The 25789-nt window shown below is 70.1% G+C and carries 19 protein-coding genes and 1 pseudogene; 18 read left to right on the top strand and 2 right to left on the bottom strand.

Features of this window, described 5'->3' with window-relative positions; genetic code table 11:
• Nucleotides 1-27 precede the first annotated feature (27 nt).
• The 4 genes from thrS to DEJ47_RS06075 all read left to right on the top strand — a co-directional run bounded on the left by thrS (nucleotide 28) and on the right by DEJ47_RS06075 (nucleotide 7728).
• Entirely contained in the window at nucleotides 28-2007 is a 1980-nt protein-coding gene (thrS, locus tag DEJ47_RS06090) for a threonine--tRNA ligase (RefSeq protein WP_150165673.1), read from the top strand.
• A gap of 57 nt (nucleotides 2008-2064) precedes the next feature.
• Nucleotides 2065-2637, top strand: a complete 573-nt coding sequence (locus DEJ47_RS06085) for an HIT family protein (RefSeq protein WP_150165671.1) — start codon at nucleotides 2065-2067, stop codon at nucleotides 2635-2637.
• Nucleotides 2638-2751: 114 nt separating this feature from the next.
• The gene (locus DEJ47_RS06080; protein ID WP_150165669.1) at nucleotides 2752-4176 is read left to right on the top strand and encodes a helix-turn-helix domain-containing protein; all 1425 of its coding nucleotides are present in this window, start codon (nucleotides 2752-2754) and stop codon (nucleotides 4174-4176) included.
• Between the two features lie 360 nt (nucleotides 4177-4536).
• Complete coding sequence (locus DEJ47_RS06075; protein ID WP_150165667.1) at nucleotides 4537-7728, top strand: M20/M25/M40 family metallo-hydrolase; 3192 nt, start codon at nucleotides 4537-4539, stop codon at nucleotides 7726-7728.
• A 45-nt stretch (nucleotides 7729-7773) separates the two neighbouring features.
• Here DEJ47_RS06075 and DEJ47_RS06070 read toward each other — a convergent pair whose 3' ends face one another.
• Nucleotides 7774-9441, bottom strand: coding sequence for a hypothetical protein (locus DEJ47_RS06070; protein WP_150165665.1), 1668 nt, complete (start codon nucleotides 9439-9441; stop codon nucleotides 7774-7776).
• 182 nt (nucleotides 9442-9623) lie between these two features.
• On the bottom strand, nucleotides 9624-11831 hold the full coding sequence (locus DEJ47_RS06065; protein WP_150165664.1) for an elongation factor G-like protein EF-G2: 2208 nt from the start codon (nucleotides 11829-11831) through the stop codon (nucleotides 9624-9626).
• A gap of 202 nt (nucleotides 11832-12033) precedes the next feature.
• On the opposite strand from DEJ47_RS06065, the pseudogene pgsA reads away from it, so the two are divergent.
• The 14 genes and pseudogenes from pgsA to DEJ47_RS05995 all read left to right on the top strand — a co-directional run bounded on the left by pgsA (nucleotide 12034) and on the right by DEJ47_RS05995 (nucleotide 24862).
• A pseudogene (gene pgsA, locus DEJ47_RS06060) lies at nucleotides 12034-12761 on the top strand (phosphatidylinositol phosphate synthase).
• Nucleotides 12758-13675 (top strand): phosphatidylinositol mannoside acyltransferase, encoded by a 918-nt coding sequence (locus DEJ47_RS06055; RefSeq protein WP_150165661.1) that lies wholly within the window; start codon nucleotides 12758-12760, stop codon nucleotides 13673-13675. The pseudogene pgsA and the gene DEJ47_RS06055 overlap by 4 nt, the downstream one beginning before the upstream one ends.
• Complete coding sequence (locus tag DEJ47_RS06050) at nucleotides 13672-14835, top strand: glycosyltransferase family 4 protein (RefSeq protein WP_150165659.1); 1164 nt, start codon at nucleotides 13672-13674, stop codon at nucleotides 14833-14835. The genes DEJ47_RS06055 and DEJ47_RS06050 overlap by 4 nt, the downstream gene beginning before the upstream one ends.
• A 167-nt stretch (nucleotides 14836-15002) precedes the next feature.
• Complete coding sequence (locus DEJ47_RS06045) at nucleotides 15003-15548, top strand: hypothetical protein (protein ID WP_150165657.1); 546 nt, start codon at nucleotides 15003-15005, stop codon at nucleotides 15546-15548.
• Nucleotides 15549-15715: 167 nt separating this feature from the next.
• A complete protein-coding gene (gene pdxS, locus DEJ47_RS06040) occupies nucleotides 15716-16630 on the top strand; it encodes a pyridoxal 5'-phosphate synthase lyase subunit PdxS (protein ID WP_150165655.1) in 915 nt (304 codons plus the stop codon).
• The gene (pdxT, locus tag DEJ47_RS06035) at nucleotides 16630-17262 is read left to right on the top strand and encodes a pyridoxal 5'-phosphate synthase glutaminase subunit PdxT (RefSeq protein ID WP_150165653.1); all 633 of its coding nucleotides are present in this window, start codon (nucleotides 16630-16632) and stop codon (nucleotides 17260-17262) included. The genes pdxS and pdxT overlap by 1 nt, the downstream gene beginning before the upstream one ends.
• An 83-nt stretch (nucleotides 17263-17345) precedes the next feature.
• Nucleotides 17346-18098 (top strand): YebC/PmpR family DNA-binding transcriptional regulator, encoded by a 753-nt coding sequence (locus DEJ47_RS06030; protein WP_150165651.1) that lies wholly within the window; start codon nucleotides 17346-17348, stop codon nucleotides 18096-18098.
• A gap of 128 nt (nucleotides 18099-18226) precedes the next feature.
• Nucleotides 18227-18832 carry a crossover junction endodeoxyribonuclease RuvC gene (ruvC, locus tag DEJ47_RS06025; RefSeq protein WP_150165649.1) on the top strand — a complete coding sequence of 202 codons (606 nt, stop codon included), beginning with the start codon at nucleotides 18227-18229 and terminating at the stop codon, nucleotides 18830-18832.
• A complete protein-coding gene (gene ruvA, locus DEJ47_RS06020; protein WP_150165647.1) occupies nucleotides 18829-19440 on the top strand; it encodes a Holliday junction branch migration protein RuvA in 612 nt (203 codons plus the stop codon). The genes ruvC and ruvA overlap by 4 nt, the downstream gene beginning before the upstream one ends.
• 56 nt (nucleotides 19441-19496) lie before the next feature.
• On the top strand, nucleotides 19497-20594 hold the full coding sequence (gene ruvB / locus DEJ47_RS06015; protein ID WP_150165645.1) for a Holliday junction branch migration DNA helicase RuvB: 1098 nt from the start codon (nucleotides 19497-19499) through the stop codon (nucleotides 20592-20594).
• A 197-nt stretch (nucleotides 20595-20791) separates the two neighbouring features.
• On the top strand, nucleotides 20792-21256 hold the full coding sequence (yajC, locus tag DEJ47_RS06010) for a preprotein translocase subunit YajC (RefSeq protein ID WP_150165643.1): 465 nt from the start codon (nucleotides 20792-20794) through the stop codon (nucleotides 21254-21256).
• Between the two features lie 162 nt (nucleotides 21257-21418).
• On the top strand, nucleotides 21419-23188 hold the full coding sequence (gene secD, locus DEJ47_RS06005; protein ID WP_150165641.1) for a protein translocase subunit SecD: 1770 nt from the start codon (nucleotides 21419-21421) through the stop codon (nucleotides 23186-23188).
• Nucleotide 23189: 1 nt separating this feature from the next.
• Nucleotides 23190-24317 (top strand): protein translocase subunit SecF, encoded by a 1128-nt coding sequence (gene secF / locus DEJ47_RS06000; RefSeq protein WP_150165639.1) that lies wholly within the window; start codon nucleotides 23190-23192, stop codon nucleotides 24315-24317.
• The gene (locus DEJ47_RS05995) at nucleotides 24314-24862 is read left to right on the top strand and encodes an adenine phosphoribosyltransferase (RefSeq protein ID WP_150165637.1); all 549 of its coding nucleotides are present in this window, start codon (nucleotides 24314-24316) and stop codon (nucleotides 24860-24862) included. Before secF ends, DEJ47_RS05995 begins: the two co-directional genes overlap by 4 nt.
• Nucleotides 24863-25789: the final 927 nt, after the last annotated feature.

The following is a 25789-nucleotide window of genomic DNA, read 5'->3' as shown; positions in this document are numbered from 1 at the left end:
GCACCCCCCTTCAGGTAGGAGAGACCGGTGTCAGACGTCCGTGTGATCATCCAACGCGATTCCGAGCGGGAAGAGCGCGTGGTGACGACGGGCACTACGGCCGCCGAGCTCTTCCCCGGTGAGCGCACCGTCGTCGCCGTCCGCGTGGCCGGAGAGCTGAAGGACCTCGCGTACGTGCCGGCCGACGGCGAGGAGGTCGAGCCCGTCGAGATCTCCTCCGAGGACGGCCTGAACATCCTGCGCCACTCGACCGCGCACGTCATGGCGCAGGCCGTGCAGGAGCTCTTCCCCGACGCCAAGCTCGGCATCGGCCCGCCCATCCGGGACGGCTTCTACTACGACTTCGACGTCAAGGAGCCCTTCACCCCCGAGGACCTCAAGCGCATCGAGAAGAAGATGCAGGAGATCCAGAAGCGCGGGCAGAAGTTCTCGCGGCGCGTCACCACCGACGACGACGCGCGTGTCGAGCTCGCCGACGAGCCGTACAAGCTGGAGCTCATCGGCCTCAAGGGCAACGCCGCGCAGGCCGCCGACGGCGCCGACGCCGAGGTGGGCGCGGGCGAGCTGACCATCTACGACAACCTCGACGCGAAGACCGGCGAGCTGTGCTGGAAGGACCTCTGCCGAGGCCCGCACCTGCCCAGCACCCGCGTCATCCCCGCGTTCAAGCTGATGCGCTCCGCCGCCGCCTACTGGCGCGGCAGCGAGAAGAACCCGCAGCTCCAGCGCATCTACGGCACCGCCTGGCCGTCGAAGGACGAGCTGAAGGCGCACCTGGAGTTCCTCGCCGAGGCGGAGAAGCGCGACCACCGCAAGCTCGGCTCCGAGCTCGACCTCTTCTCCTTCCCCGAGGAGCTCGGCCCGGGCCTCGCGGTCTTCCACCCCAAGGGCGGCGTGATCCGCAAGGTCATGGAGGACTACTCGCGGCGCCGCCACGAGGTCTCCGGGTACGAGTTCGTGAACACCCCGCACATCTCGAAGGAGAAGCTCTTCGAGATCTCGGGCCACCTGCCGCACTACGCGGAGGGCATGTTCCCGCCCATCGAGTTCGACGAGCAGAACTACCGCCTCAAGGCGATGAACTGCCCGATGCACAACCTGATCTTCAAGTCGCGCGGGCGCTCCTACCGCGAGCTGCCGCTGCGCCTCTTCGAGTTCGGCACCGTGTACCGGTACGAGAAGTCGGGCGTCGTGCACGGCCTGACCCGCTCGCGCGGCTTCACGCAGGACGACTCGCACATCTACTGCACCAAGGAGCAGATGCCGCAGGAGCTCGACACGCTCCTGACCTTCGTGCTCGACCTGCTCCGTGACTACGGCCTGACCGAGTTCGAGCTGGAGCTGTCCACCCGCGACGACTCCGACAAGTTCATCGGCACGGACGAGGACTGGGCGGAGGCCACCGAGGCGCTGCGGCTCGCCGCCGAGAAGCAGAACCTGCCGCTGGTGCCGGACCCGGGCGGCGCCGCGTACTACGGCCCGAAGATCTCCGTGCAGGCCAAGGACGCCATCGGCCGGTCGTGGCAGATGTCGACCATCCAGGTCGACTTCAACCAGCCCAAGCGGTTCAACCTGGAGTACACGGCCGCGGACGGCTCGCGCCAGCAGCCCGTCATGATCCACCGGGCCCTGTTCGGCTCCATCGAGCGGTTCTTCGGCGTGCTCCTGGAGCACTACGCGGGCGCGTTCCCGGCCTGGCTGGCGCCCGTCCAGGCGGTCGGCATCCCGATCGGCGACGCGCACGTCACCTACCTCCAGGAGTTCGCCGAGAAGGCGCGCGCCCAGGGGCTGCGGGTCGAGGTCGACGCGTCGTCCGACCGCATGCAGAAGAAGATCCGCAACCAGCAGAAGGCCAAGGTGCCCTTCATGGTCATCGCGGGCGACGAGGACATGAACAACGGTTCCGTGTCCTTCCGCTACCGCGACGGCTCGCAGGAGAACGGCATCCCCGTCGACGAGGCCATCGCGAAGATCGTGAAGGCGGTCGAGGACCGCGTCCAGGTCTGACCCGGTGACACCGCGTTGAGCTCGGGCCCCGGGGACCTCTCCCCGGGGCCAAGTCATATGCTTCACCTCATGACGAGTGAGCCGGAGCAGCAGATCGGAGTCGGGTCGCAGGACGCGTTCCAGCGCCTGTGGACGCCCCACCGGATGGCGTACATCCAGGGCGAGAACAAGCCCACGGGCCCGGGGGCCGACGACGGCTGTCCCTTCTGCTCGATCCCGGCCAAGTCCGACGAGGACGGGCTGGTCATCGCGCGCGGCGAGCAGGTGTACGCGGTCCTCAACCTGTACCCGTACAACGGCGGCCACCTGATGGTCGTGCCCTACCGGCACGTCGCCGACTACACGGACCTGACGGCGCCCGAGACCCTCGAGCTCGGCGAACTCACCAAGCAGGCGATGCAGGCGCTGCGCACCGCGTCCGGCGCGCACGGCTTCAACATCGGCATGAACCAGGGAGCCGTGGCGGGCGCCGGTATCGCGGCCCACCTGCACCAGCACATCGTTCCGCGCTGGGGCGGCGACACGAACTTCATGCCGGTCGTCGGGCACACGAAGGTGCTGCCGCAGCTGCTCGCCGACACGCGCAAGATGCTGGCGGACGCCTGGCCGACGCCGCAGAGCGGCAACTGACGCAGTTCCATACCGTCAACCCCCCTGTGTCAAGAGGGGGGTTGGAGGTGGCTGCCCCACCTGCCACCCTGCCCTCACGGAGCACCTCGCGGAGCACCTGGTGAGGGAGGGGTCATGTCCGTCGGCATGTCACGGGCGGCCGACCCGGTCGATCCGGGGTGGGCGGAGTTCGGGCGGCTGCTGCGGTTCCACCGCAGGCGGGCCGGGCTCACCCAGCTGCAGCTCGGCAGGAGGGTGGGCTACCACCACAGTTTCATCAGCAGGCTGGAGGGCGGGCTGCGGGAGCCGCCCTTCGACCTGGTGAACCGGCTCGACGCCGTCCTGGTCACCGGTGGCCGGCTCGCCGCTCTCGTCGCTTTGCCGCCCCCTTCGTCGCGGTATGCGCCCGGTCCGCTTCCGGTGGCGCCCACGCTCTTCTCTCCGATCCCCGGGACCGACACATCCGGCGAAACGGCCTATCCGGCCGCGCTGCCCTGGCCCGTACGGCTGCCCGCCGAGGGGCTGGCCTGTCCGTTGCACGGCAGGGTGGGGTGCGCGACGCCCGACCGGGAGGCGGTGACGGATCTCCTGGCCGGGCTGACGGGACCGTACGACCGCGTCGGCGTCACGGTGGGCGCGGAGGCCGAGCTGCTGCACGGTCTGACGGCCGTGCTGGCCTGTCTGATCCGTGAGGCGTCCGGCCGTGCCACCGACGCGGGCGCGAGCACCGTGGAGCGGCTGCTGCGCGGGGTGGTGCGGTGGGCCGACGCGGTCAACGCCGGGGGACGGCTGCCGTACGGGCAGTTGCGGCTCGCCGCGCAGTACGCGCAGGTCGCCGGGCGGCTGCGGATGGAGCGTGGGCAGGGCGGCGTCGCCATGGCCTGGTTCGGGCACGGCCTGCGGTGGGCGGACGCCGCGCAGGACGCCGAGGCGCGGGCCACTCTCCTCTGCGACATGTCGACTCTCGTGCGGCTCGACGGGGACCCCGCATCGACGCTCGTGTACGCGCAGGCCATCGGGGCGGTGGATGTCAGGCGGCGCTGGATGACGACGCTGGCCGATCTGTATCAGGCGCGTGCGTATGCGCTGGGGCATGACGTGGCATCCTGCCGACGGCATCTGGCGATGGCGCGGCGCAGATTCGCCCGGCTCGACGACCGGGACCGGCTCGAAGCGCCCTGGCTCTCGGGCGCGGAGGGGGTGCTGCGGGTGGAGTCGGCGGCGGGTGGGGCGCTGCGGGATCTGTCCGTGGTGACGGGGGGCCGGGCCGTGGCCCGGCGGGCGGTCGAGGCCACGGCCCGGTCGTACGCGCTTCTGGCGCCGGCGATGCGCTCAACGCGGTTGCTGCTCACGTTGCGTCTCGCGGACAGCTGGGCGTGCGCGGGGGACCCCGTCGCGGCGGTGACCCTGGCGGGGCCCGTCCTGGAGGAGGTGGTGGGCGCGCGGGATCTGACGGTCGCCGTCGAGCTGCGCGGGCTGCACCGGCGGCTCGCGGGGCGGTGGGGCGATCTGGCGGAGGTGCGGGAGTACCGGGAGCGGGTGCGGGCGGTGTCGGAGTGAGGCGGAGCGGTTCGCCGGCCCTGCGTCGCCGCGCGCGACGGGCTCGGGCGTGTGCAGCCGGGATGGGGGCCGCCTCTGTTCCCGCCGGACGTCGCGGGGCGAACGCGTGCGTGGGTGGGGAGCATCCACCGGGGGCGGCGGGGTCGGCGCCCTGCCGACGCGCTTGCCAGTTCTTGACAGGGCGTGGCGGAGGGCTGGAATCCATTGACCGCGGACCGGGCCGGTGTGAGGGTTCCGCCAGCCACGAGGGTGTCATGTCACCGCCAGGTCGGAAGCGGAGCAGCGGGCACGGCCGCACCGCCTGACGCACGGGCTCCCCCTGGCTCGAACGAGCCGCAACACCTCTCACAAGGAGCCGTGATGCTCAGACGATCCGCAGCGGCCGGGATAACCCTGGCCCTGGCACTCGCGGGGGTGACGGTACCGGCGTCCCTCGCATCGGCGGCGCAGACCGCACCCGCCGCGGACAGACCGGACCCCCTCGCGAAAGCCGTCGCCGCCGCCGACAAGGCGGTGCGCAGCGGCCTCGACTCACTGGCCAGAGGACCCGAGGAGCAGTACGACCGGCAGCAGGTCACGCCCTGGCTCAAGGGCCTCTACTCGGTCGCGTACGAACGCACCTACCGCGGGCTGCCGGTCGTGGGCGGCGACGCGGTGGTCCTCGCCGACGGCAAGGGGAAGGTCCGCTCCGTCCGGGCCGCGACCGACGCGACGATCTCGGTCACCACCGAGGCGGAGGTGACGGCCGCGCAGGCGGTCAGGACGAGCCGTACGAAGCTCGCCGAGGTCAAGAAGGTCGATGCGAAGCGCCTGGTGGTCCGGGTCAAGAAGGACGTGCCCGCGCTCGCCTGGGAGACCGAGCTGACCGGCCGTACGAAAGCGGGCGACCCCAGCAGGCTGCACGTCTTCGTCGACGCGCGCACCGGCAAGGTCATCGACACCTACGACGACGTGCACGCCGGCACGGGACACAGCAAGTGGAACGGCCCCGGCCCGCTGACCATCGACACCTCGCGCTCGGGCAGCAACTACGTGCTGCGTGACACGACCCGCCCGGGTCTCCAGTGCTCGAACTACCAGGGTGGCGTCTTCACCAAGGCGACCGACGACTGGGGCACCGGCAACCCCACGAGCCGCGAGACCGGCTGCGTCGACGTGATGTTCGCCGCGCAGAAGCAGTGGAACATGCTCAAGGAGTGGGTCGGCCGCAACGGACACAACGGCAACGGCGGCAGCTGGCCGGTGAGCGTGGGCCTCAACCAGCTCAACGCCTACTGGGACGGCTCCTCCGTCACCATCGGCCACAACAGTGCCAACGAGTGGATCGCCGGAGTCGACGTCGTCGCCCACGAGTTCGGCCACGGCCTGGACTCCAACACGCCCGGCGGCGCCAACCACGAGAGCGGCCTGGGCGAGGCGACCGGCGACATCATGGGCGCCCTGACCGAGGCGTACATCAACCAGCCCGCCCCCTACGACACCCCCGACTACACCGTCGGGGAAATGATCAACCTCCAGGGGCGCGGCCCGATCCGCAACATGTACGACCCGAGCCGGGTCAACAACGACCCCAACTGCTACTCCGCCTCGATCCCCAACACGGAGGAGCACAAGGCGGCCGGGCCCATGAACCACTGGTTCTACCTGCTCGCCGAGGGCTCCAACCCGGGCGGCGGCAAGCCCTCCAGCCCCACCTGCAACAACCAGCAGGTCACCGGCGTGGGCATCCAGAACGCCGGCAAGATCTTCTACGGCGCCATGCTGCTCAAGACCAGCGGCATGACGTACAAGCGCTACCGCACCGCCACACTCACCGCGGCGAAGAACCTCGACGCGAGCTGCGACCTGTTCAACGCCACCAAGGCGGCCTGGGACGCCATCAGCATCCCGGCGCAGACCGGTGACCCGACCTGCACCGGGCAGCAGAACGACTTCTCCCTCGGGCTCAGCCCCGCCTCGGGGAAGGTCGAGCCGGGAGCCTCGACGACCGGCACGGTCAACACCACGACCGTCACCGGCGGCGCCCAGCAGATCACGCTGACCGCCTCGGGCGCCCCGGCGGGCGTGGACGTCACGTTCGACCCGAAGACCGTCACGTCCGGCTCCGACGCCACCATGAAGATCACCACCGCCGCGTCCACCACGGCCGGCACCTATCCGATCACCGTCACCGGGACCGCGGGCACCAAGACGCACACCGCCCGGTACACGCTGACCGTGGGCGGCGGCGGCAACCCCACGCCACCGCCGGACATCGACGTGGAGAAGGTGCGGGCACACCTCGCGCAGTTCAACACCATCGCCACGCAGAACGGCGGCAACCGCCGCGCCACCGGTGCCGGTTACCGCGCCTCCCTCGCCTACGTGAAGGGCAAGCTGGAGGCCGCCGGATACAAGGTCACCGAACAGAGCTGCGCCTCCGGCTGCTCCGCGGGCGCGGGCAACAACCTGATCGCCGAGTGGCCGCAGGGCGACGCGGACAACGTCCACATGTTCGGCGCACACCTCGACGGCGTCGCGGCCGGGCCCGGCATCAACGACAACGGCTCCGGATCCGCCGTGATCCTGGAGGCGGCACTGTCCCTGGCGCAGAACAACCCCGCCATGAAGAACCGCGTCCGCTTCGCCTGGTGGACCGACGAGGAGCAGGGCCTCAACGGCTCGGACTACTACGCCTCGTCGCTGCCGACGGCGGAGCGCTCCAAGATCAAGGCGTACTACAACTTCGACATGGTGGGCTCGACGAACGCCGGGTACTTCATCAACAACCTGAACTCCACGGCGTCCGTCCCGCTGCGGGACTACTGGACCTCCCTCAACCTCGCACCCCAGGAGAACGTCGAGGGGCGGGGACGCTCGGACGACGCCTCCTTCCAGCGCGTCGGCATCCCGACGTCCGGCTACGCCACCGGCGCCTCCGCCACGAAGTCCGCGGCCGAGGCCGCGAAGTGGGGCGGCACCGCGGGCCGCTCGTACGACCCGTGCTACCACTCCTCCTGTGACACCACCGCGAACGTGAGCGCCACCGCGCTCGACCGCAGCTCGGACGGTGTCGCGTACGCGCTCTGGAAGACCTCGGTCGGCGACGAACCCGCCCCGACGGACGACTTCTCCCTCGCCGCCGACCCGGCCTCGGGCACCGTCCAGCCGGGCTCCTCCGCGAAGGTCATGCTCGCCACCGCCACGACCAGTGGGTCGGCGCAGAAGGTGGCGCTCTCGACCTCGGGTGCCCCGGCCGGAGTGACCGTCTCCATCAGCCCGGAGACGGTGCTCTCGGGCGAGTCGGCGACGGCCACCGTCGAGGTCGCGGCGGGCACGACCGCGGGCACCTACACGCTGACCTTCACGGGTGAGGGGCAGGCCACCCACACCACGACCTACACCCTGACCGTGTCCGGCGGTGGCGGCGAGACCACCTGGCGGCTGGGCGCCACCTACGCGGCCGGGGACGTGGTCACCTACAACGGCGTCCGCTACCGCTGCATCCAGGGCCACACCGCCTATCCGGGCTGGGAGCCGCCGAACGTCCCCGCCCTCTGGCAGGCCATCTGATTCCGATCGCTCCACGGCGGGCCGCCCGACCGGCGGCCCGCCCCCTCACGCGTCGTACAGATCCGCCTTCCTCGGCGTCGGGTCCTGGATGGCCCCGCTGAGGAAGCCGGACCGCGCGCCGAACTTCTCCGTGTTCACGCCGTTCTCCGCAAGGACCTTGATCGCGGCGGAGTGCACCACGCGCAGCACCGGTGTGGCGGCGCGCAGCGCGTCGTCCGCCATGAAACGGTGCCGCCACGGCTTGTCGGCCCAGGCGTGCCGCAGGCCGAACGGCTCGGGCAGGACCAGCTTGCCGCCGAGGTGGTCCAGGATGGGCGGATACCAGGTGAAGGGGGCGCGGACCGCGAGGCGCACCACCTCGTCCGCGTCGATCAGCGGCAGGTTGCGGGTCGTGGTCTCCCAGAACCTGATCGGCTTGGCGACCGTCTTCGTCTTCGGCGAGGGCTTCGTGGTGAACAGCGGGTGCACGGGGCCCAGGGCGTGGCCGGTGACCTCGATGCGCAGCGTCTCGTGCAGCACGGTCACCGTGATCAGCATCGTGATGACCAGCTGGCCGTCCCAGAGCGTGAACTGCACGCCCAGGTAATGCCGGTTGCCGCTGCCGAACTGCTGCTCGTTGCAGATCCGCTGTATCTCGTGGCCGCGGATCTGGAAGGCCTCGACGTCCGTGCCGGTCGGGCGTGTCACCGCCTTCGCGTTCTCCCCGATGGGCGAGACGATCCAGTGGTTTATGTCGGGGGTGGGGAAGCCACCGGTGTGCAGCGGGCCGCGCTCCAGCATGCGCAGCTGGTCGTGCACCGCCTTTATGACGTCCCAGGCGCGGAAGGGGTGGATCTCCTTGGCGGGGTCGGCCGGGACCAGCTCCTCCGCCAGCTGCCAGCTGCCCCACCGCGTGCCCATGCCCAATATGCCCTTGGGCCCGGCGTAGAACACGGAGTTGCTCTGCTGCTCCGCGGAGAGCCTGGCCAGGCCCTGACGGAGCCGCTCGGCCGCCGTCTCGCCCGGACTGCCGGGCACCGCCTCGGGGATCTTGGCGCCGATGCCGCCGCCCGCGAGCAGGCCCGACCAGCGGTCCCGCAGGTCCCGTGCGGTGCGCTCGGCGATCTGCTTCGCCCAGAACCAGCCCACCACGGGCAGCACGATCGCCGCGCGCAGGTACCAGGCCCAGAACCCGCCGAAGGGCAGCTTGAGCAGGGCGACGGCGGCCAGCACGCCCACGGCGACCAGCACGGCCGTCGCGAGCGCGCCCGCGCGCTTGTCCTCGCTCTTGGCGACCTGCCGCCGGATGGTGAAGACGAGGAGCCAGAAGATGAACCCCGGCAGGAAGAGCACACCGCACAGGACTGTCACCGCGGTCAGCCAGCTGTCGCGCTCCTTGCGGATGCGGTTCGCCGCGAGGCAGTGCTCGACGACCGCCTGCGGCTCCGTACCGAAGGACTGGATGAGCGGACTGCGGCCGCCGCCCAGCATCCGCACCTGCACGGTCCGCGCGAACGCCTCACCCAGATTCGGCTTGAAGAGCGACCAGATGCCGGGCTTCACCTCGGACTTGTGCCACTCGTTGTTGGCCGCGAGGATGCCGTCGACATCGCCGTCGCGGTACGCGGCCGAGGCCAGGGCGTGGGTCGCCGCCGTCTGTCCCGCGGCGCCCGACAGCGGAACCTGGGCCCCGGGCCTGAAGTCGAATACGTCGTCCGCCACTGCCGCCCCCATCGCCGCGGTGCCTTCGCTGCTGCGGCTCTTCCCGACTTTCCTGCCCGGCACACCTGTTGCTGCCCGGCGCATCTGTTGATCAGGTCATCAGCGTATCCGGGCGCACCGACATCCGTCAGGGGGCAACGGCATGCCGCCCGCCCTCGGGGGAGGGGCGGACGGCATACGGCTGTGGCCGGCAACTACGAGGCGTCGTGCGCCCGTTCGCGGATCTTCTCGGAGAGCTGCGGCGGCATCGGCTCGTGGCGCGCGTACGTACGGTTGAAGCGCGCGGTGCCCTGCGACAGGGACCGCAGGTCCACCGCGTACCGGCCGATCTCGATCTCGGGGACCTCGGCCCGCACCAGGGTGCGTCCGCCGGCCGCCTGCTCGGTGCCGACCACCCGGCCACGCCGCCCCGACAGGTCGCTCATCACCGCCCCGACATAGTCGTCGCCGACCAGGACCTGCACCTCGGCGACCGGTTCGAGCAGATGGATCCGCGCGCCGGCCGCGGCTTCCCGCAGCGCCAGCGCGCCCGCCGTCTGGAACGCGGCGTCGGAGGAGTCCACCGAGTGCGCCTTGCCGTCGAGGAGCGTGACGCGCACGTCGATGAGCGCGTACCCGGCGGCGACGCCCTTCGCCGCCTGCGCGCGCACGCCCTTCTCGACGGACGGGATGAACTGCCGCGGGACCGCGCCGCCCACGACCTTGTCGACGAACTCGATGCCGCTGCCACCGGGCAGCGGTTCGACCTCGATCTCGCAGATCGCGTACTGCCCGTGCCCGCCGGACTGCTTCACGTGGCGGCCCCGTCCTGCGGACTTGCCCGCGAACGTCTCCCGAAGGGAGACCTTGTACGGCACCACGTCGACCTGCACGCCGTACCGGCTGCGCAGCCGCTCCAGGGCGACGTCCGCGTGCGCCTCGCCCAGACACCACAGGACCACCTGGTGCGTGTCCTGATTCTGTTCGAGCCGCATCGTGGGGTCCTCGGCGACCAGCCGCGCCAGGCCCTGCGACAGCTTGTCCTCGTCGGCCTTGCTGTGCGCCTGGATGGCGAGCGGAAGGAGCGGGTCCGGCATGTCCCAGGGCTCCATCAGGAGCGGATCGTCCTTGGCGGAGAGGGTGTCGCCGGTCTCGGCACGGTTCAGCTTGGCCACGCACGCCAGGTCGCCCGCCACGCAGTGGGTGAGGGTGCGCTGGTGCTTGCCGAAGGGGGAGGAGAGCGCGCCGACGCGCTCGTCGACGTCGTGGTCCTCGTGGCCGCGGTCCGCGAGGCCGTGCCCGGAGACGTGCACCGTCTCGTCGGGGCGCAGCGTGCCGGAGAAGACACGGACGAGGGAGACCCGGCCCACGTACGGGTCGGAGGCGGTCTTCACGACCTCGGCGGCCAGCGGGCCCTCGGGGTCGCAGGTCAGCGGGGGGCGCGCCTTGCCGCCGGGGGTGGTGACGGCCGGCGCGGGGTGTTCGAGCGGGGTCGGGAAGCCGCCCGTGATGAGTTCCAGGAGCTCGACCGTGCCGATGCCCTGACGGGCGCCCTCCGCGGCCGGCGCCGCGGCGAGCACCGGATGGAAGATGCCCCGCGCGACCGCACGCTCCAGGTCGTCCACCAATGTCTTGAAGTCGATGTCCTCGCCGCCGAGGTAACGGTCCATGAGGGACTCGTCCTCGCTCTCGGCGATGATCCCTTCGATCAGCGTGTTCCGCGCCTCCTCGATCAGCGGGAGTTGGTCGGCGCCCGGCTCGGATTCCTTGCGCTCCCCGGAGGCGTAGTCGAATATCCGCTGCGAGAGCAGCCCGATCAGGCCGGTCACCGGGGCGTGCCCGTCCGGCCCCTGCTCGCCGTGGAGCGGCAGGTACAGCGGCACCACGGCGTCGGGGTCGTCGCCGCCGAACGCCCGCGCGCAGCTGCGGGTCATCGCGGCGAAGTCCGCGCGGGCCGACTCCAGGTGCGTGATCACGATGGCCCGCGGCATGCCGACGGCCGCGCACTCCTCCCACACCATGCGTGTCGCACCCGCGATGCCCTCGACACCCTCGGCCGCCGAGACGACGAAAAGGGCCGCGTCCGCTGCGCGCAGACCGGCCCTCAGCTCCCCGACGAAATCGGCGTAACCCGGGGTGTCCAACAGGTTGATCTTGATCCCGTCCCATTCGACGGGAACCAGTGACAGCTGCACCGAACGCTGCTGCCGGTGCTCCATCTCGTCGTAGTCGGAGACAGTGCCGCCGTCCTCCACGCGGCCCGCGCGGTTCACCGCCCCCGCCGTCAGCGCGAGAGCCTCCACCAGAGTCGTCTTGCCGGATCCGCTGTGGCCGACCAGCACCACATTCCGTACGGACGCGGGGTGGTCGGCCGACGCTGCCCTGCCGGCGGCTCCGGGGTGTGCGTTCGCCTTGTCGCCCATGCCTTGGCCTCCCGGTTACGTGCACGGTGAGGAGGCTCAGCCCCCTCGGGGATGCTGGCTGCTCGTGGACGCGCGGGGCCGAGTGCGGGGCGGCACCGGCGGCGCCCGTCATGCTTTCGAGCTTTCCACTCGGGTCACGGTGCGTCCATACGTCGTACGCGATCGTGAGGGGGCGAGCCGGTCCGTCAACAGCGTGACTACGATGGGCCCGCCGGTGGCCAACGGGGCCGCGCGGCGCACCGAACCCTCGGGAAGGCCATGCTGAACAAGTACGCGCGTGCATTCTTCACGCGTGTCCTCACGCCGTTCGCCGCGTTTCTCATCCGCCGCGGGGTCAGCCCCGACGCGGTCACCTTCATCGGCACGGCCGGTGTGGTGGCGGGAGCGCTGGTCTTCTTCCCCCGGGGCGAGCTCTTCTGGGGCGTGATCGTCATCACGTCGTTCGTCTTCTCGGACCTCGTCGACGGCAACATGGCCCGCCAGCTCGGCCGCTCCAGCCGCTGGGGCGCGTTCCTGGACTCGACGCTCGACCGGGTGGCCGACAGCGCCATCTTCGGCGGCCTCGCCCTCTGGTACGCCGGATCGGGCGACGACAACATCCTCTGCGCCGTCTCCATCTTCTGCCTCGCCAGCGGCCAGGTGGTCTCGTACACGAAGGCGCGCGGCGAGGCCATCGGCCTGCCCGTCGCCGTCAACGGCCTGGTGGAGCGCGCCGAGCGCCTGGTGATCACGCTGGTCGCCGCGGGCCTCGCGGGTCTGCACAAGTTCGGTGTCCCGGGCATCCAGATCCTGCTGCCCATCGCCCTGTGGGTCGTCGCGGTCGGCAGCATGGTCACCCTCGTCCAGCGCGTGGTGACCGTGCGCCGGGAGTCCGCGGAGGCGGACGCCGCCACGGCGTCCGGGGCACAGGAGAGTGAGGCCGCGCAGTGAAGGACCGACTCACCGACGGGCTGTACGGGCTCGGCTGGAGCACCGTCAAGAAGCTCCCCGAGCCCGTCGCCGAGCGGCTCGGCAGGACCATCGCCGACACGGTCTGGAAGCGCCGCGGCAAAGGCGTGCTCCGCCTGGAGTCCAACCTCGCGCGCGTGGTGCCCGACGCGAGCCCGCAGCGGCTCACCGAGCTCTCCAGGGCGGGCATGCGCTCCTACCTGCGGTACTGGATGGAGTCCTTCCGGCTGCCGTCCTGGAGCAGGGAGCGCATCGCTGACGGCTTCGACGTGAAGGACGTCCACCACCTCACCGACGGGCTCGCCGCGGGCAAGGGCGTCATCCTCGCCCTGCCGCACCTGGGCAACTGGGACCTCGCGGGCGCCTGGGTCACCACCAAGCTGGGGACCCCTTTCACGACGGTCGCCGAGCGCCTCAAGCCCGAGACGCTGTACGACCGCTTCGTCGCCTACCGCGAGAGCCTCGGCATGGAGGTCCTGCCCCACACCGGCGGCTCCGCCTTCGGGACCCTGGCGCGTCGGCTGCGGGCCGGTGGCCTCGTCTGCCTCGTCGCCGACCGCGATCTGTCCGCCTCCGGGGTCGAGGTCAAGTTCTTCGGAGACACCGCACGGATGCCGGCGGGCCCCGCGATGCTCGCCCAGCAGACCGGAGCCCTGTTGCTGCCCGTCACCCTCTGGTATGACGATTCGCCCGTCATGAAGGGCCGCGTCCACCCGCCCGTCGACGTCCCCGAGACAGGCACGCGGGCCGAGAGGACGTCTGTCATGACACAGGCGCTGGCCGACGCCTTCGCCACCGGTATCGCCGAACACCCGGAGGACTGGCACATGCTGCAGCGTCTGTGGCTCGCCGACCTGGAACCCCGCGCCGCCACCCCGGCGGGGGAGGCGTCGTGAGAATCGGCATCGTCTGCCCCTACTCGTGGGACGTGCCCGGCGGCGTCCAGTTCCACATCCGCGATCTGGCGGAGCACCTCATCCGCCTCGGGCACGAGGTCTCCGTCCTCGCCCCGGCCGACGACGAGACACCGCTCCCGTCGTACGTCGTCTCGGCGGGACGTGCCGTTCCCGTGCCGTACAACGGCTCGGTGGCCCGCCTCAACTTCGGTTTCCTGTCGGCCGCGCGGGTGCGCCGCTGGCTGCACGAGGGCACGTTCGACGTCATCCACATCCACGAGCCCGCGTCGCCCTCCCTCGGCCTGCTCACCTGCTGGGCCGCGCAGGGCCCCATCGTCGCGACGTTCCACACGTCCAACCCGCGCTCGCGGGCGATGATCGCCGCGTACCCGATCCTGCAGCCCGCGCTGGAGAAGATCAGCGCGCGCATCGCGGTGAGCGAGTACGCGCGCCGCACCCTCGTCGAACACCTCGGCGGCGACGCGGTCGTCATCCCCAACGGCGTCGACGTCGACTTCTTCGCCGACGCCGAACCGCGCCCCGAATGGCAGGGCGAGACGATCGGCTTCATCGGACGCATCGACGAGCCCCGAAAGGGCCTGCCGGTCCTCATGCGGGCCCTCCCGCAGATCTTCGCCGAGCGCCCGAACGCCCGCCTGCTGGTCGCGGGCCGTGGCGACGAGGAGGAGGCGGTCGCGTCCCTCCCCGCCGAACTGCGCTCCCGGGTGGAGTTCCTCGGCATGATCAGCGACGAGGACAAGGCACGGCTCCTCCGCAGCGTCGACCTGTACGTGGCGCCCAACACCGGCGGCGAGAGCTTCGGCATCATCCTGGTCGAGGCGATGTCCGCGGGCGCGCCCGTGCTCGCCAGCGATCTGGACGCGTTCGCGCAGGTCCTGGACCAGGGGGCGGCGGGTGACCTCTTCAGCAACGAGGACGCGGAGTCCCTCGCGAAGTCCGCGGTACGCCTGCTCGCCGACCCGGAACGCCGAGAGGGCCTGCGCGAACGCGGCAGCGCCCACGTCCGCCGCTTCGACTGGTCGACGGTCGGCGCCGACATCCTCGCGGTCTACGAAACGGTGACGGACGGCGCGACGTCGGTCGCCGAGGACGAACGCTCGGGGCTGCGGGCGCGGTTCGGGTTGGCTTCGAAGGGGTGAGGGGGCGGAGGGCCTTTCAGCCCGTCCGACCTATGAGGACCGGGGCGCAGATTTTCAGCCCGCCCGGCGTGTGAGGACCGGGGGCGCGGGGGCGGAGCCCCCGAAGACGGGGCGTGGGGCGCCGCGGCTCGGTCATGGGCGCCCATGCCCGAAGGTAGCCTCGGGCTGTGACCTCCACCCTGATCTGGATCGCGGCGGCCCTCTTCGCGATCGGCCTGTACCTGAGCTGGACCGCCGGCCGACTCGACCGGCTGCACGCGCGTATCGACGCCGCACGCGCCGCCCTGGACGCCCAACTGCTGCGCCGCGCCTCGGTCGCCCAGGAGTTGGCCACCTCCGGAGTCCTCGACCCGGCCGCGTCGATCGTGCTCTACGAAGCGGCCCACGCGGCCCGGCAGGCGGAGGAGGAACAGCGCGAGGTCGCCGAGAGCGAGCTCAGTCAGGCGCTGCGCGCCATCTTCGGAGAGGTCCAGCAGGTCGAGGCCGTACGGGAGGCCCCCGGCGGCGACGAGGCGGCCACCGAGCTGGCCGCGGCCGTACGTCGCGTGCCGATGGCCCGCCGCTTCCACAACGACGCCGTTCGCGCCGCTCGCGCACTCCGCCGCCACCGCAAGGTCCGCTGGTTCCGGCTCGCGGGCCACGCGCCGTTCCCGATGGCGTTCGAGATGGACGACGAACCGCCGACCGCCCTGGCGGACCGCGCGACCGCGTGACGCCGAGGCCCGCCAGAACAGGGCTGCGTGGCGGCACGTAAACGCTCTGACCAGGCACATCCCCAAAAAACGAGCCACCGGTCACCCATTGGCCCTTGCTGTGGCCTGGTCGCCGGGAGTTTCCTCGGAGCTGCAGAAATCCTCTTTCAGCGAGTGAGGTCAACTCCGTGTCCAGCACCCTCTCCAGCAACAACGCGTCCCCCGAGACCGGCACCGCCCGCGTCAAGCGCGGCATGGCCGAGCAGCTCAAGGGCGGCGTGATCATGGACGTCGTCAACGCCGAGCAGGCGAAGATAGCCGAGGACGCCGGCGCGGTCGCCGTCATGGCGCTGGAGCGGGTGCCCGCCGACATCCGCAAGGACGGCGGCGTGGCCCGGATGTCCGACCCGAACATGATCGAAGAGATCATCGAGGCCGTCTCCATCCCGGTCATGGCCAAGTCCCGCATCGGGCACTTCGTGGAGGCCCAGGTCCTGCAGTCCCTGGGCGTCGACTACATCGACGAGTCCGAGGTCCTCACCCCGGCCGACGAGGTCAACCACAGCGACAAGTTCGCCTTCACGACCCCGTTCGTGTGTGGCGCCACCAACCTGGGCGAGGCCCTGCGCCGCATCGCCGAGGGCGCCGCGATGATCCGCTCCAAGGGCGAGGCCGGCACCGGCAACGTCGTCGAGGCCGTCCGCCACCTGCGCCAGATCAAGAACGAGATCGCCAAGCTGCGCGGCTTCGACAACAACGAGCTCTACGCCGCGGCCAAGGAGCTCCGCGCCCCGTACGAGCTCGTGAAGGAGACCGCCGAGCTCGGCAAGCTCCCGGTGGTCCTCTTCTCCGCCGGTGGCGTGGCCACCCCCGCCGACGCCGCCCTGATGCGCCAGCTCGGCGCCGAGGGTGTCTTCGTCGGCTCGGGCATCTTCAAGTCCGGCGACCCGGCCCGCCGCGCAGCCGCCATCGTGAAGGCCACGACGTTCTTCGACGACCCGAAGATCATCGCCGACGCCTCCCGCAACCTCGGCGAGGCCATGGTCGGCATCAACTGCGACACCCTTCCCGAGACCGAGCGCTACGCGAACCGGGGCTGGTAATGACCACTCCCGTAGGTGACACCTCCAGGGTGGACACCCCTGTAGTGGGCGTCCTCGCCCTTCAGGGGGACGTACGGGAGCACCTGATCGCCCTGGCCGCGGCGGACGCCGTGGCCAGGCCGGTCCGGCGCCCCGAGGAGCTCGCCGAGGTCGACGGCCTGGTCATCCCCGGCGGCGAGTCCACCACCATCTCCAAGCTGGCCACTCTCTTCGGCCTCATGGAGCCCCTCCGCGCGCGCGTGCGCGACGGGATGCCGGTCTACGGCAGCTGCGCGGGCATGATCATGCTCGCCGACAAGATCCTCGACCCGCGCTCGGGCCAGGAGACGGTGGGCGGCATCGACATGATCGTGCGGCGCAACGCGTTCGGGCGGCAGAACGAGTCGTTCGAGGCGGCCGTCGACGTCCGGGGCGTCGAAGGGGCCCCCGTGGAGGGCGTCTTCATCCGCGCCCCCTGGGTGGAGTCCGTCGGCGCCGAGGTCGACGTGCTCGCCGAACACGAGGGCCATGTCGTCGCCGTACGTCAAGGGAACGCCCTCGCCACGTCGTTCCACCCCGAGCTGACGGGCGACCACCGGATCCACGCACTGTTCGTGGAGATGGCGCGCGGTAACCCGGAGGCGGGATCCTAGTAGGATCTCCGGGGATCCCCCCGGAGCCTCGAGGTCTGGGAGAGTTCGTACTGGTTGTTGGGTAACGCGAAGGAGACAGGCAGATGTCCGGCCACTCTAAATGGGCTACGACGAAGCACAAGAAGGCCGTGATCGACGCCAAGCGCGGCAAGCTCTTCGCGAAGATGATCAAGAACATCGAGGTCGCGGCCCGCACCGGCGGCGCCGACCCGGCCGGTAACCCGACCCTCTTCGACGCCATCCAGAAGGCCAAGAAGAGCTCGGTCCCGAACAAGAACATCGACTCCGCCGTCAAGCGCGGTGCCGGCCTCGAAGCCGGTGGCGCCGACTACGAGACGATCATGTACGAGGGCTACGGCCCGAACGGCGTCGCGGTGCTCATCGAGTGCCTCACCGACAACCGCAACCGCGCCGCCTCCGACGTGCGCGTCGCCATGACGCGCAACGGCGGCTCGATGGCCGACCCGGGCTCCGTCTCGTACCTCTTCAACCGCAAGGGCGTCGTCATCGTCCCCAAGGGCGAGCTGTCCGAGGACGACGTCCTGGGCGCGGTCCTGGACGCGGGCGCCGAAGAGGTCAACGACCTCGGCGAGTCCTTCGAGGTCCTCTCCGAGGCCACCGACATGGTCGCGGTCCGCACCGCGCTCCAGGACGCCGGCATCGAGTACGACTCGGCCGACGCCAACTTCGTCCCGACCATGCAGGTCGAACTGGACGAGGACGGTGCCCGGAAGATCTTCAAGCTGATCGACGCCCTGGAGGACAGCGACGACGTGCAGAACGTCTTCGCCAACTTCGATGTCTCCGACGAGGTCATGGCGAAGGTCGACGCGTAAGCGACAGCTCGCGCAGATTCCCGCGCCCCCTTGGGGTGTGCGATGGGCCGACGGGACACGCCCCGTCGGCCCATCGCGTTGTCAGAGGGACCCGATAGCCTGCACGGACAGGCGATTGGAGGGGCCGCGTGCGCGTGTTGGGGGTCGACCCGGGGCTGACCCGGTGCGGTGTGGGAGTCGTCGAAGGCGTCGCGGGACGCCCGCTGACGATGCGCGGCGTCGGAGTCGTGCGGACCCCGGCCGACGCAGAGCTGGGGCACCGGCTCGTCGCCATCGAGCGCGGCATCGAGCAGTGGCTGGACGAGCACCGGCCGGAATTCGTCGCCGTGGAGCGTGTCTTCAGTCAGCACAACGTCCGCACGGTCATGGGCACCGCCCAGGCCAGCGCCGTCGCCATGCTGTGTGCGTCGCGTCGCGGCATCCCCGTCGCCCTGCACACCCCCAGCGAGGTCAAGGCCGCCGTCACCGGCAGCGGCCGCGCCGACAAGGCGCAGGTCGGCGCGATGGTCACCCGCCTCCTGCGGCTCGACGCACCGCCGAAACCCGCGGACGCCGCCGACGCCCTCGCCCTCGCCATCTGCCACATCTGGCGCGCCCCCGCGCAGAACCGCCTGCAACAGGCCGCCGCCCAGAACCGCCTCCAGCAGGCGGTGGCCGCACACGCGGCCAGGACACGAACGGCACAGACGGCACAGACAGCAACGCCAGCAGCACAGAAAGGCCGAACCGCATGATCGCCTTCGTCAGCGGCCCCGTAGCCGCGCTCGCACCCGACACCGCGGTGGTCGAGGTGGGCGGCATCGGCATGGCCGTCCAGTGCACGCCGAACACCCTCTCCACGCTCCGGGTCGGCCAGCAGGCCAAGCTCGCCACCTCCCTGGTCGTGCGCGAGGACTCCCTCACTCTGTACGGCTTCGCGGACGACGACGAGCGCCAGACCTTCGAGCTGCTGCAGACCGCCAGCGGTGTCGGCCCGCGCCTCGCCCAGGCCATGCTCGCCGTGCACAGCCCCGACGCCCTGCGCCGCGCGGTCTCCACCGGCGACGAGAAGGCGCTCACGGCCGTCCCCGGCATCGGCAAGAAGGGCGCCCAGAAGCTCCTCCTGGAGTACAAGGACCGCCTCGGCGAGCCCCTCGGCACCGGCGGCCCCGCGATCGGCAAGGCCGTCACCACCGGCTGGCGCGACCAGCTGCACGCGGCACTCATCGGCCTCGGGTACGCCACGCGCGAGGCGGACGAAGCCGTCGACGCCGTCACCCCGCAGGCCGAGGCCACCGAGGGCACGCCGCAGGTCGGCCAGCTCCTCAAGGCCGCACTCCAGACCCTGAACCGCACCCGCTAGCCCTACCCGTAAGCACCCGACGGCCCCCCCTTGAACCGCATCGCGAGGCACACCGCATGAACTGGGACGACACGACCGACGAAGCTGCCGGAGCGGCCGAGCGGCTCGTCGGGCCCGCCGCGGAGCGGCTGGTGGACTCCGGCGCCGACGGCGAGGACCAGGCGGTCGAGGCCGCCCTGCGCCCCAAGGACCTGGGCGAGTTCATCGGCCAGGAGAAGGTCCGCGAGCAGCTCGACCTCGTCCTGCGGGCGGCCCGCGCGCGCGGCGCCACCGCCGACCACGTCCTGCTCTCCGGAGCCCCCGGTCTCGGCAAGACGACCCTCTCGATGATCATCGCCGCCGAGATGGGCGCCCCCATCCGCATCACCAGCGGCCCCGCCATCCAGCATGCCGGCGACCTCGCCGCGATCCTCTCCTCCCTCCAGGAGGGAGAGGTCCTCTTCCTCGACGAGATCCACCGGATGTCGCGGCCCGCCGAAGAAATGCTCTACATGGCGATGGAGGACTTCCGCGTCGACGTCATCGTCGGCAAGGGCCCCGGCGCCACCGCCATCCCCCTCGAACTGCCCCCGTTCACGCTCGTCGGCGCCACCACTCGCGCGGGCCTGCTCCCGCCACCGCTCCGCGACCGCTTCGGGTTCACCGCGCACATGGAGTTCTACGAACCCGCCGAGCTGGAGCGCGTCGTCCACCGCTCCGCCCAGCTGCTCGACGTGGAGATCGACCCGAGAGGTGCCGCCGAGATCGCGGGACGCTCGCGCGGTACGCCCCGTATCGCCAACCGGCTGCTGCGCCGCGTCAGGGACTACGCGCAGGTGAAGGCCGACGGCCACATCACCCAGGACATCGCGGGAGCGGCCCTCGCCGTCTACGAGGTGGACGGGCGTGGTCTCGACCGTCTCGACCGCGCCGTCCTGGAGGCCCTGCTCAAGCTGTTCGGCGGCGGCCCGGTCGGACTGTCGACGCTCGCGGTCGCCGTGGGGGAGGAGCGCGAGACGGTCGAGGAGGTGGCGGAGCCCTTCCTGGTACGCGAGGGACTGCTGGCCCGCACTCCCCGCGGCCGCGTCGCGACGCCCGCCGCGTGGGCGCACCTCGGCCTCGTCCCCCCGCGCCAGGCGGGCGGAAAGGGACAACAGGACTTGTTCGGGACGTGATAAAGGCGAGACAGCGCCCCGGCCGGAGAACAACGGCGCGGAGAGTCGACCCGTCAGGAACTGCGGTGCCATGCTGAGCGTTGTTCGTTAGGTGCGGACTCGCTTAGACTCCGCCGATGCCGCCCTTGTCGGGCGGCGTGCCCACCCCCATCCCCATGGCCGCTTACCTGCGCGGCCTGCGAAGGAAACTCCGTCCCGTGAATATCGTGACCCTCCTCCCGTTCATCGTGCTCATCGGGGCCATGTTCCTGATGACCCGGTCTGCCAAGAAGAAGCAGCAGGCCGCCGCGCAGATGCGTAACGAGATGCAGCCCGGCACCGGCATCCGCACGATCGGTGGCATGTACGCCACCGTCAAGGAGGTTCACGACGAAGCCGTCCTCCTTGAGGTGGCCCCCGGTGTCCACGCGGTGTACGCGAAGAACTCGATCGGCGCCGTCCTCGACGACGACGAGTACAACCGCATCGTGCACGGCACCGAGGACGACCTGAACGAGGACGCCCCCGTCGTCCCGGACGACGCCTCCTCCCTCACCGAGAAGACCGACGAGCCCGCCGACGTCTCCGACGACTCGCCCATCGACCTCGGCAAGAAGGACGCGGCCGCCGGGGCCGACGACGCGGAGCCGAAGAAGACCGACGGCGAGTCCGACGCGAAGTAGTCACGACCGAGGTCCGTGGGGCGCGCCGCTCGCGCGCCACGGGTCCCGGACCACGTGCATTTCGCGCCGAATCTCGACACCACTTCATGGCCGCCCGCCCGGGCTCCCGCACTGCAGGGGGGCAGACCGGAGTCCGGGCGGTTGGACAGGGAGAACGAGAAGGTGGCAGCACCGAAGAAGGGCCGAAGGCAGAGCGCCCCGGGCAAGCCGGGACGCTCGCTGGTCTTCATCCTGATTGCCCTCGTGGCGCTGACCGGGGGAATGTTCCTTTCCGGGCACACGACGCCGCGCCTGGGCATCGACCTCGCCGGTGGTACGAGCATCACGCTCGAGGCGAAGAACGAGCCGGGCCAGAAGAACGCGATCAACCCGGACAACATGAACACCGCGGTTGACATCATCAACAACCGTGTCAACGGTCTGGGTGTCTCCGAGGCCGAGGTTCAGACCCAGGGCGACAAGAACATCATCGTCAACATCCCCAAGGGTTCGAACGAGAAGCAGGCGCGCGAGCAGGTCGGTACGACCGCTCAGCTCTACTTCCGCCCGGTGATCACGCAGGCCCCCGGTCAGCCCACGCCGGAGCCGTCCACCAGCCCCTCGTCCGGTACGGACAAGGAGAAGGACAAGGACAAGGCGACCGACAAGGCGACGGACAAGGCGACGGACAAGGGGGGCTCCCCGAGCGCCACCCCGACCTCCCAGGGCCGCGCCGTCAGCGAGGCCCTGAAGGACGACCCGACGCCGTCCGCCTCGGACAAGGCCAAGGACAAGGGCGGCAAGAAGGACGAGACGCCCAAGCCCGACCCGGCCACCGCGAAGCTCCAGGAGCAGTTCACCAAGCTGGACTGCACCGACAAGAAGGCCCGCGCCGCCGCCGGCCGCGGCATCAAGCCCTCCGAGCCCACCATCGCGTGCGGCAAGAGCCCCGACGGCAAGACCTGGGACAAGTTCATCCTGGCCCCGGCCGAGTTGAACGGCAAGGACGTCGACGACGCCAAGGCGGCCATTAAGCAGGAGACCGGTGCCTGGGTCGTCAACATGGAGTTCACCAAGGGCGGCTCGAAGAAGTTCTCCGACGTGACGAGCAAGCTCATGAAGCAGCAGTCACCGCAGAACCAGTTCGCGATCGTCCTCGACGGTGAGGTCGCTTCGGCGCCTAGTGTCAGTGTGGTCCTGAGCACCAACGCGGAGATCTCCGGCAACTTCAACCAGGAGTCCGCCAAGGACCTGGCGAACATCCTGTCGTACGGCGCCCTGCCGCTGACCTTCCACGAGCAGAGCGTCACCACGGTCAGCCCGGCCCTCGGCGGCGAGCAGCTCAAGGCGGGCCTCATCGCGGGCGCCATCGGCCTCGCGCTGGTCGTCATCTACCTGGTCGTCTACTACCGCGGTCTCTCGCTCATCGCCATCGCGAGCCTCCTGGTCTCCGCGGCGCTGACGTACACGATCATGACGCTGCTCGGCCCGACCATTAAGTTCGCGCTCAACCTGCCCGCGGTGTGTGGTGCGATCGTTGCCATCGGCATCACCGCGGACTCGTTCATCGTGTTCTTCGAACGCGTACGGGACGAGGTCCGAGAGGGACGCACGCTGCGCCCCGCCGTCGAGCGGGCCTGGCCGCGCGCCCGGCGCACCATCCTGGTCTCCGACTTCGTGTCGTTCCTCGCCGCCGCCGTGCTCTTCGTCGTCACGGTCGGCAAGGTGCAGGGCTTCGCGTTCACGCTCGGCCTGACCACGCTGCTCGACGTCGTCGTGGTGTTCTTCTTCACCAAGCCGCTGATGACCCTGATGGCGCGCAAGAAGTTCTTCGCGAGCGGCCACGAGTGGTCCGGTCTCGACCCGAAGCGGCTCGGCGCCAAGCCGCCGCTGCGCCGGTCGCGCCGCACCACCCCTCCCACCGCCGGCCCTGTCGACCCGAAGGAGGCGTGAGATGTCGAAGCTCGGCAATCTCGGCGCCAGGCTCTACCGCGGTGAGGTCGGCTACGACTTCGTCGGCAAGCGCAAGATCTGGTACGGCATCTCGATACTGATCACCATCACGGCCATCGTCGGCCTGGCGGTGCGCGGCCTGAACATGGGCATCGAGTTCGAGGGCGGCGCCGTCTTCAACACCCCGAAGACGAGCGTCTCGGTCTCCCAGGCCGAGGAGTCCGCGGAGAAGGCGTCCGGTCACGACGCGATCGTCCAGAAGCTCGGTGACGACAAGCTCCGCATCCAGATCGCGGGCGTCGACATCAAGAAGTCCGACCAGATCAAGAAGTCGCTGGCCGAGGATCTGGACGTCAAGGCCGGCGACATCGACGCCGACCTCGTCGGACCCAGCTGGGGCGACCAGATCGCCAACAAGGCCTGGCAGGGCCTGGCGATCTTCATGGTCCTCGTCGTGATCTACCTCGCCATCGCCTTCGAATGGCGCATGGCCCTGGCGGCACTGATCGCACTGATCCACGACATCACCATCACCGTGGGTGTGTACGCGCTGGTCGGCTTCGAGGTCACCCCGGGCACGGTGATCGGTCTGCTGACCATCCTCGGTTACTCGCTCTACGACACGGTGGTGGTCTTCGACAGCTTGAAGGAGCAGTCGAAGGACATCACCAAGCAGACGAAGTACACCTACAGCGAACTCGCCAACCGCAGCATCAACGGCACCCTGGTGCGCTCCATCAACACCACGGTCGTCGCGCTGCTCCCGGTGGCGGGCCTGCTGTTCATCGGTGGCGGCGCCCTCGGCGCGGGCATGCTCAACGACATCTCGCTGTCGCTGTTCGTGGGCCTCGCGGCCGGTGCGTACTCCTCGATCTTCATCGCCACGCCGCTCGTCGCCGACTTCAAGGAGCGCGAGCCGCAGATGAAGGCCCTCAAGAAGCGGGTGCTCGCCAAGCGCGCGGCGGCCGCCGCCAAGGGCGAGTCCGCCGAGGCGCCGGAGTCCTACGCCGACGAGGAGCCGGAGGACGACGCCGTGCCCGGTGACGCCGCCCCCGCCGTCGTCGGCCCCCGCAGCCAGCCCGCGTCGCGCAACCGCGGCCGTGGCCGGCCCTCGGGGAAGCGCCGATGACCGAGCTCGCAGGCGTCACGGAGCTGCTGCTCAGCCGCATCCGCGACGTCCCGGACTACCCGAAGCCGGGCGTGATGTTCAAGGACATCACGCCGCTGCTCGCCGATCCGGCCGCGTTCACGGCGCTCACGGAGACGCTGGCGGACCTCAGCGTGCGGCACGGGGCCACGAAGATCGTCGGCCTGGAGGCCCGCGGCTTCATCCTCGGCGCCCCCGTCGCGCTGCGCGCGGGACTCGGCTTCATCCCCGTACGCAAGGCGGGCAAGCTCCCCGGGGCGACGCTCCGGCAGAGCTACGACCTGGAGTACGGCAGCGCCGAGATCGAGGTGCACGCCGAGGACCTGGCGGCGGGCGACCGCGTCATGGTCATCGACGACGTCCTCGCCACCGGCGGCACCGCCGAGGCGGCGATGCGGCTCATCCGGAGAGCAGACGCTGAGATCGCAGGCTTCGCGGTACTCATGGAGCTGCTGTCTCTCGGCGGTCGCCAGCGGCTTCAGACCACCCTGGAGGGGGCGGTATTGGAGGCATTGATCACCGTCTAGAAATATTTTGAGATGGCCTAAAGGGTGCTCCGAGACCTCCTCGGAGCACCCTACTTTTTGTTTCACTTTCTACCGCTCTCGGCGTGTCGCCAGTCGCATTGTAATTTCGTAAAAAATCCAGCACTCAACAATCGTGGTTGCTAGCTCAAATGTTGCTCAAGTTGCTTGAGGTGACGATGTGTTCACTGCAAAATTGATCTCGACCTCCTCGCAAGAGGAATGAACGGCGAATTCAAAACGGAGGGAACTACGTGTCGGTCTCACGTAAGATCGCCACAGGAGTGGTAGCCATGGCATCTGTTGCCGCGATGTCGGCGGCGGCCGCTCCAGTGAACGCAGCTCCGTCGCACTCAAAGGCGACGGCATCGGCGAAAGCCGTCAAGCCGAGCTCGGCTGAGCGTGCGGGGGCATGCTCTAATTCTTGGAAGAGCGCGGTCGGTGTCCCGGGGCGGTGGACGAAGATTGAAGATCACACATGCTCCCTTTGGGGTGCTCCGGGCTTCAAGACCGGCTACCAGTGGGCTTCTCAGCGCGGCAGGGTTTGCGTAAAGGTGAAGGGCTATAAGAACGGCCGGGAGAAGTGGTACGACGCCGGTTGCGGGGCGAACGGGCGTAAGAAGAATGTTCCGTGGGGGAATGTGGCTGCCAATAAGGCGATAAAGGTGAAGGGTTTCGCCCTCTTCAAGTGGCGCTGACGATAGTCACCCAGCGCCCGGTGTATTGGTGCGGTCCTTGTCTCTAGATGGCACCAGTAGGTACATCCGGTGTAGAGGCCGGGCTCGGAGTGCTCCGAGCCCGGCCTTGCGTGTTCTTGGCGGAAGCCGTTGGTCTGCCAGGTGGCCTCCCGCGCTCCCCTTGCTTGCAGCTTCCTCACCGGCCCAATGCGAGCCGACGGCCCAGGATCGATACCATGGACTCTTCGGGGCC

The organism is Streptomyces venezuelae, from assembly GCF_008642355.1.
GTDB lineage: Bacteria > Actinomycetota > Actinomycetes > Streptomycetales > Streptomycetaceae > Streptomyces > Streptomyces venezuelae_B.
The sequence above is the reverse complement of the archived record's forward strand: the minus strand, read 5'-3'. Positions and strand labels throughout refer to the sequence as shown.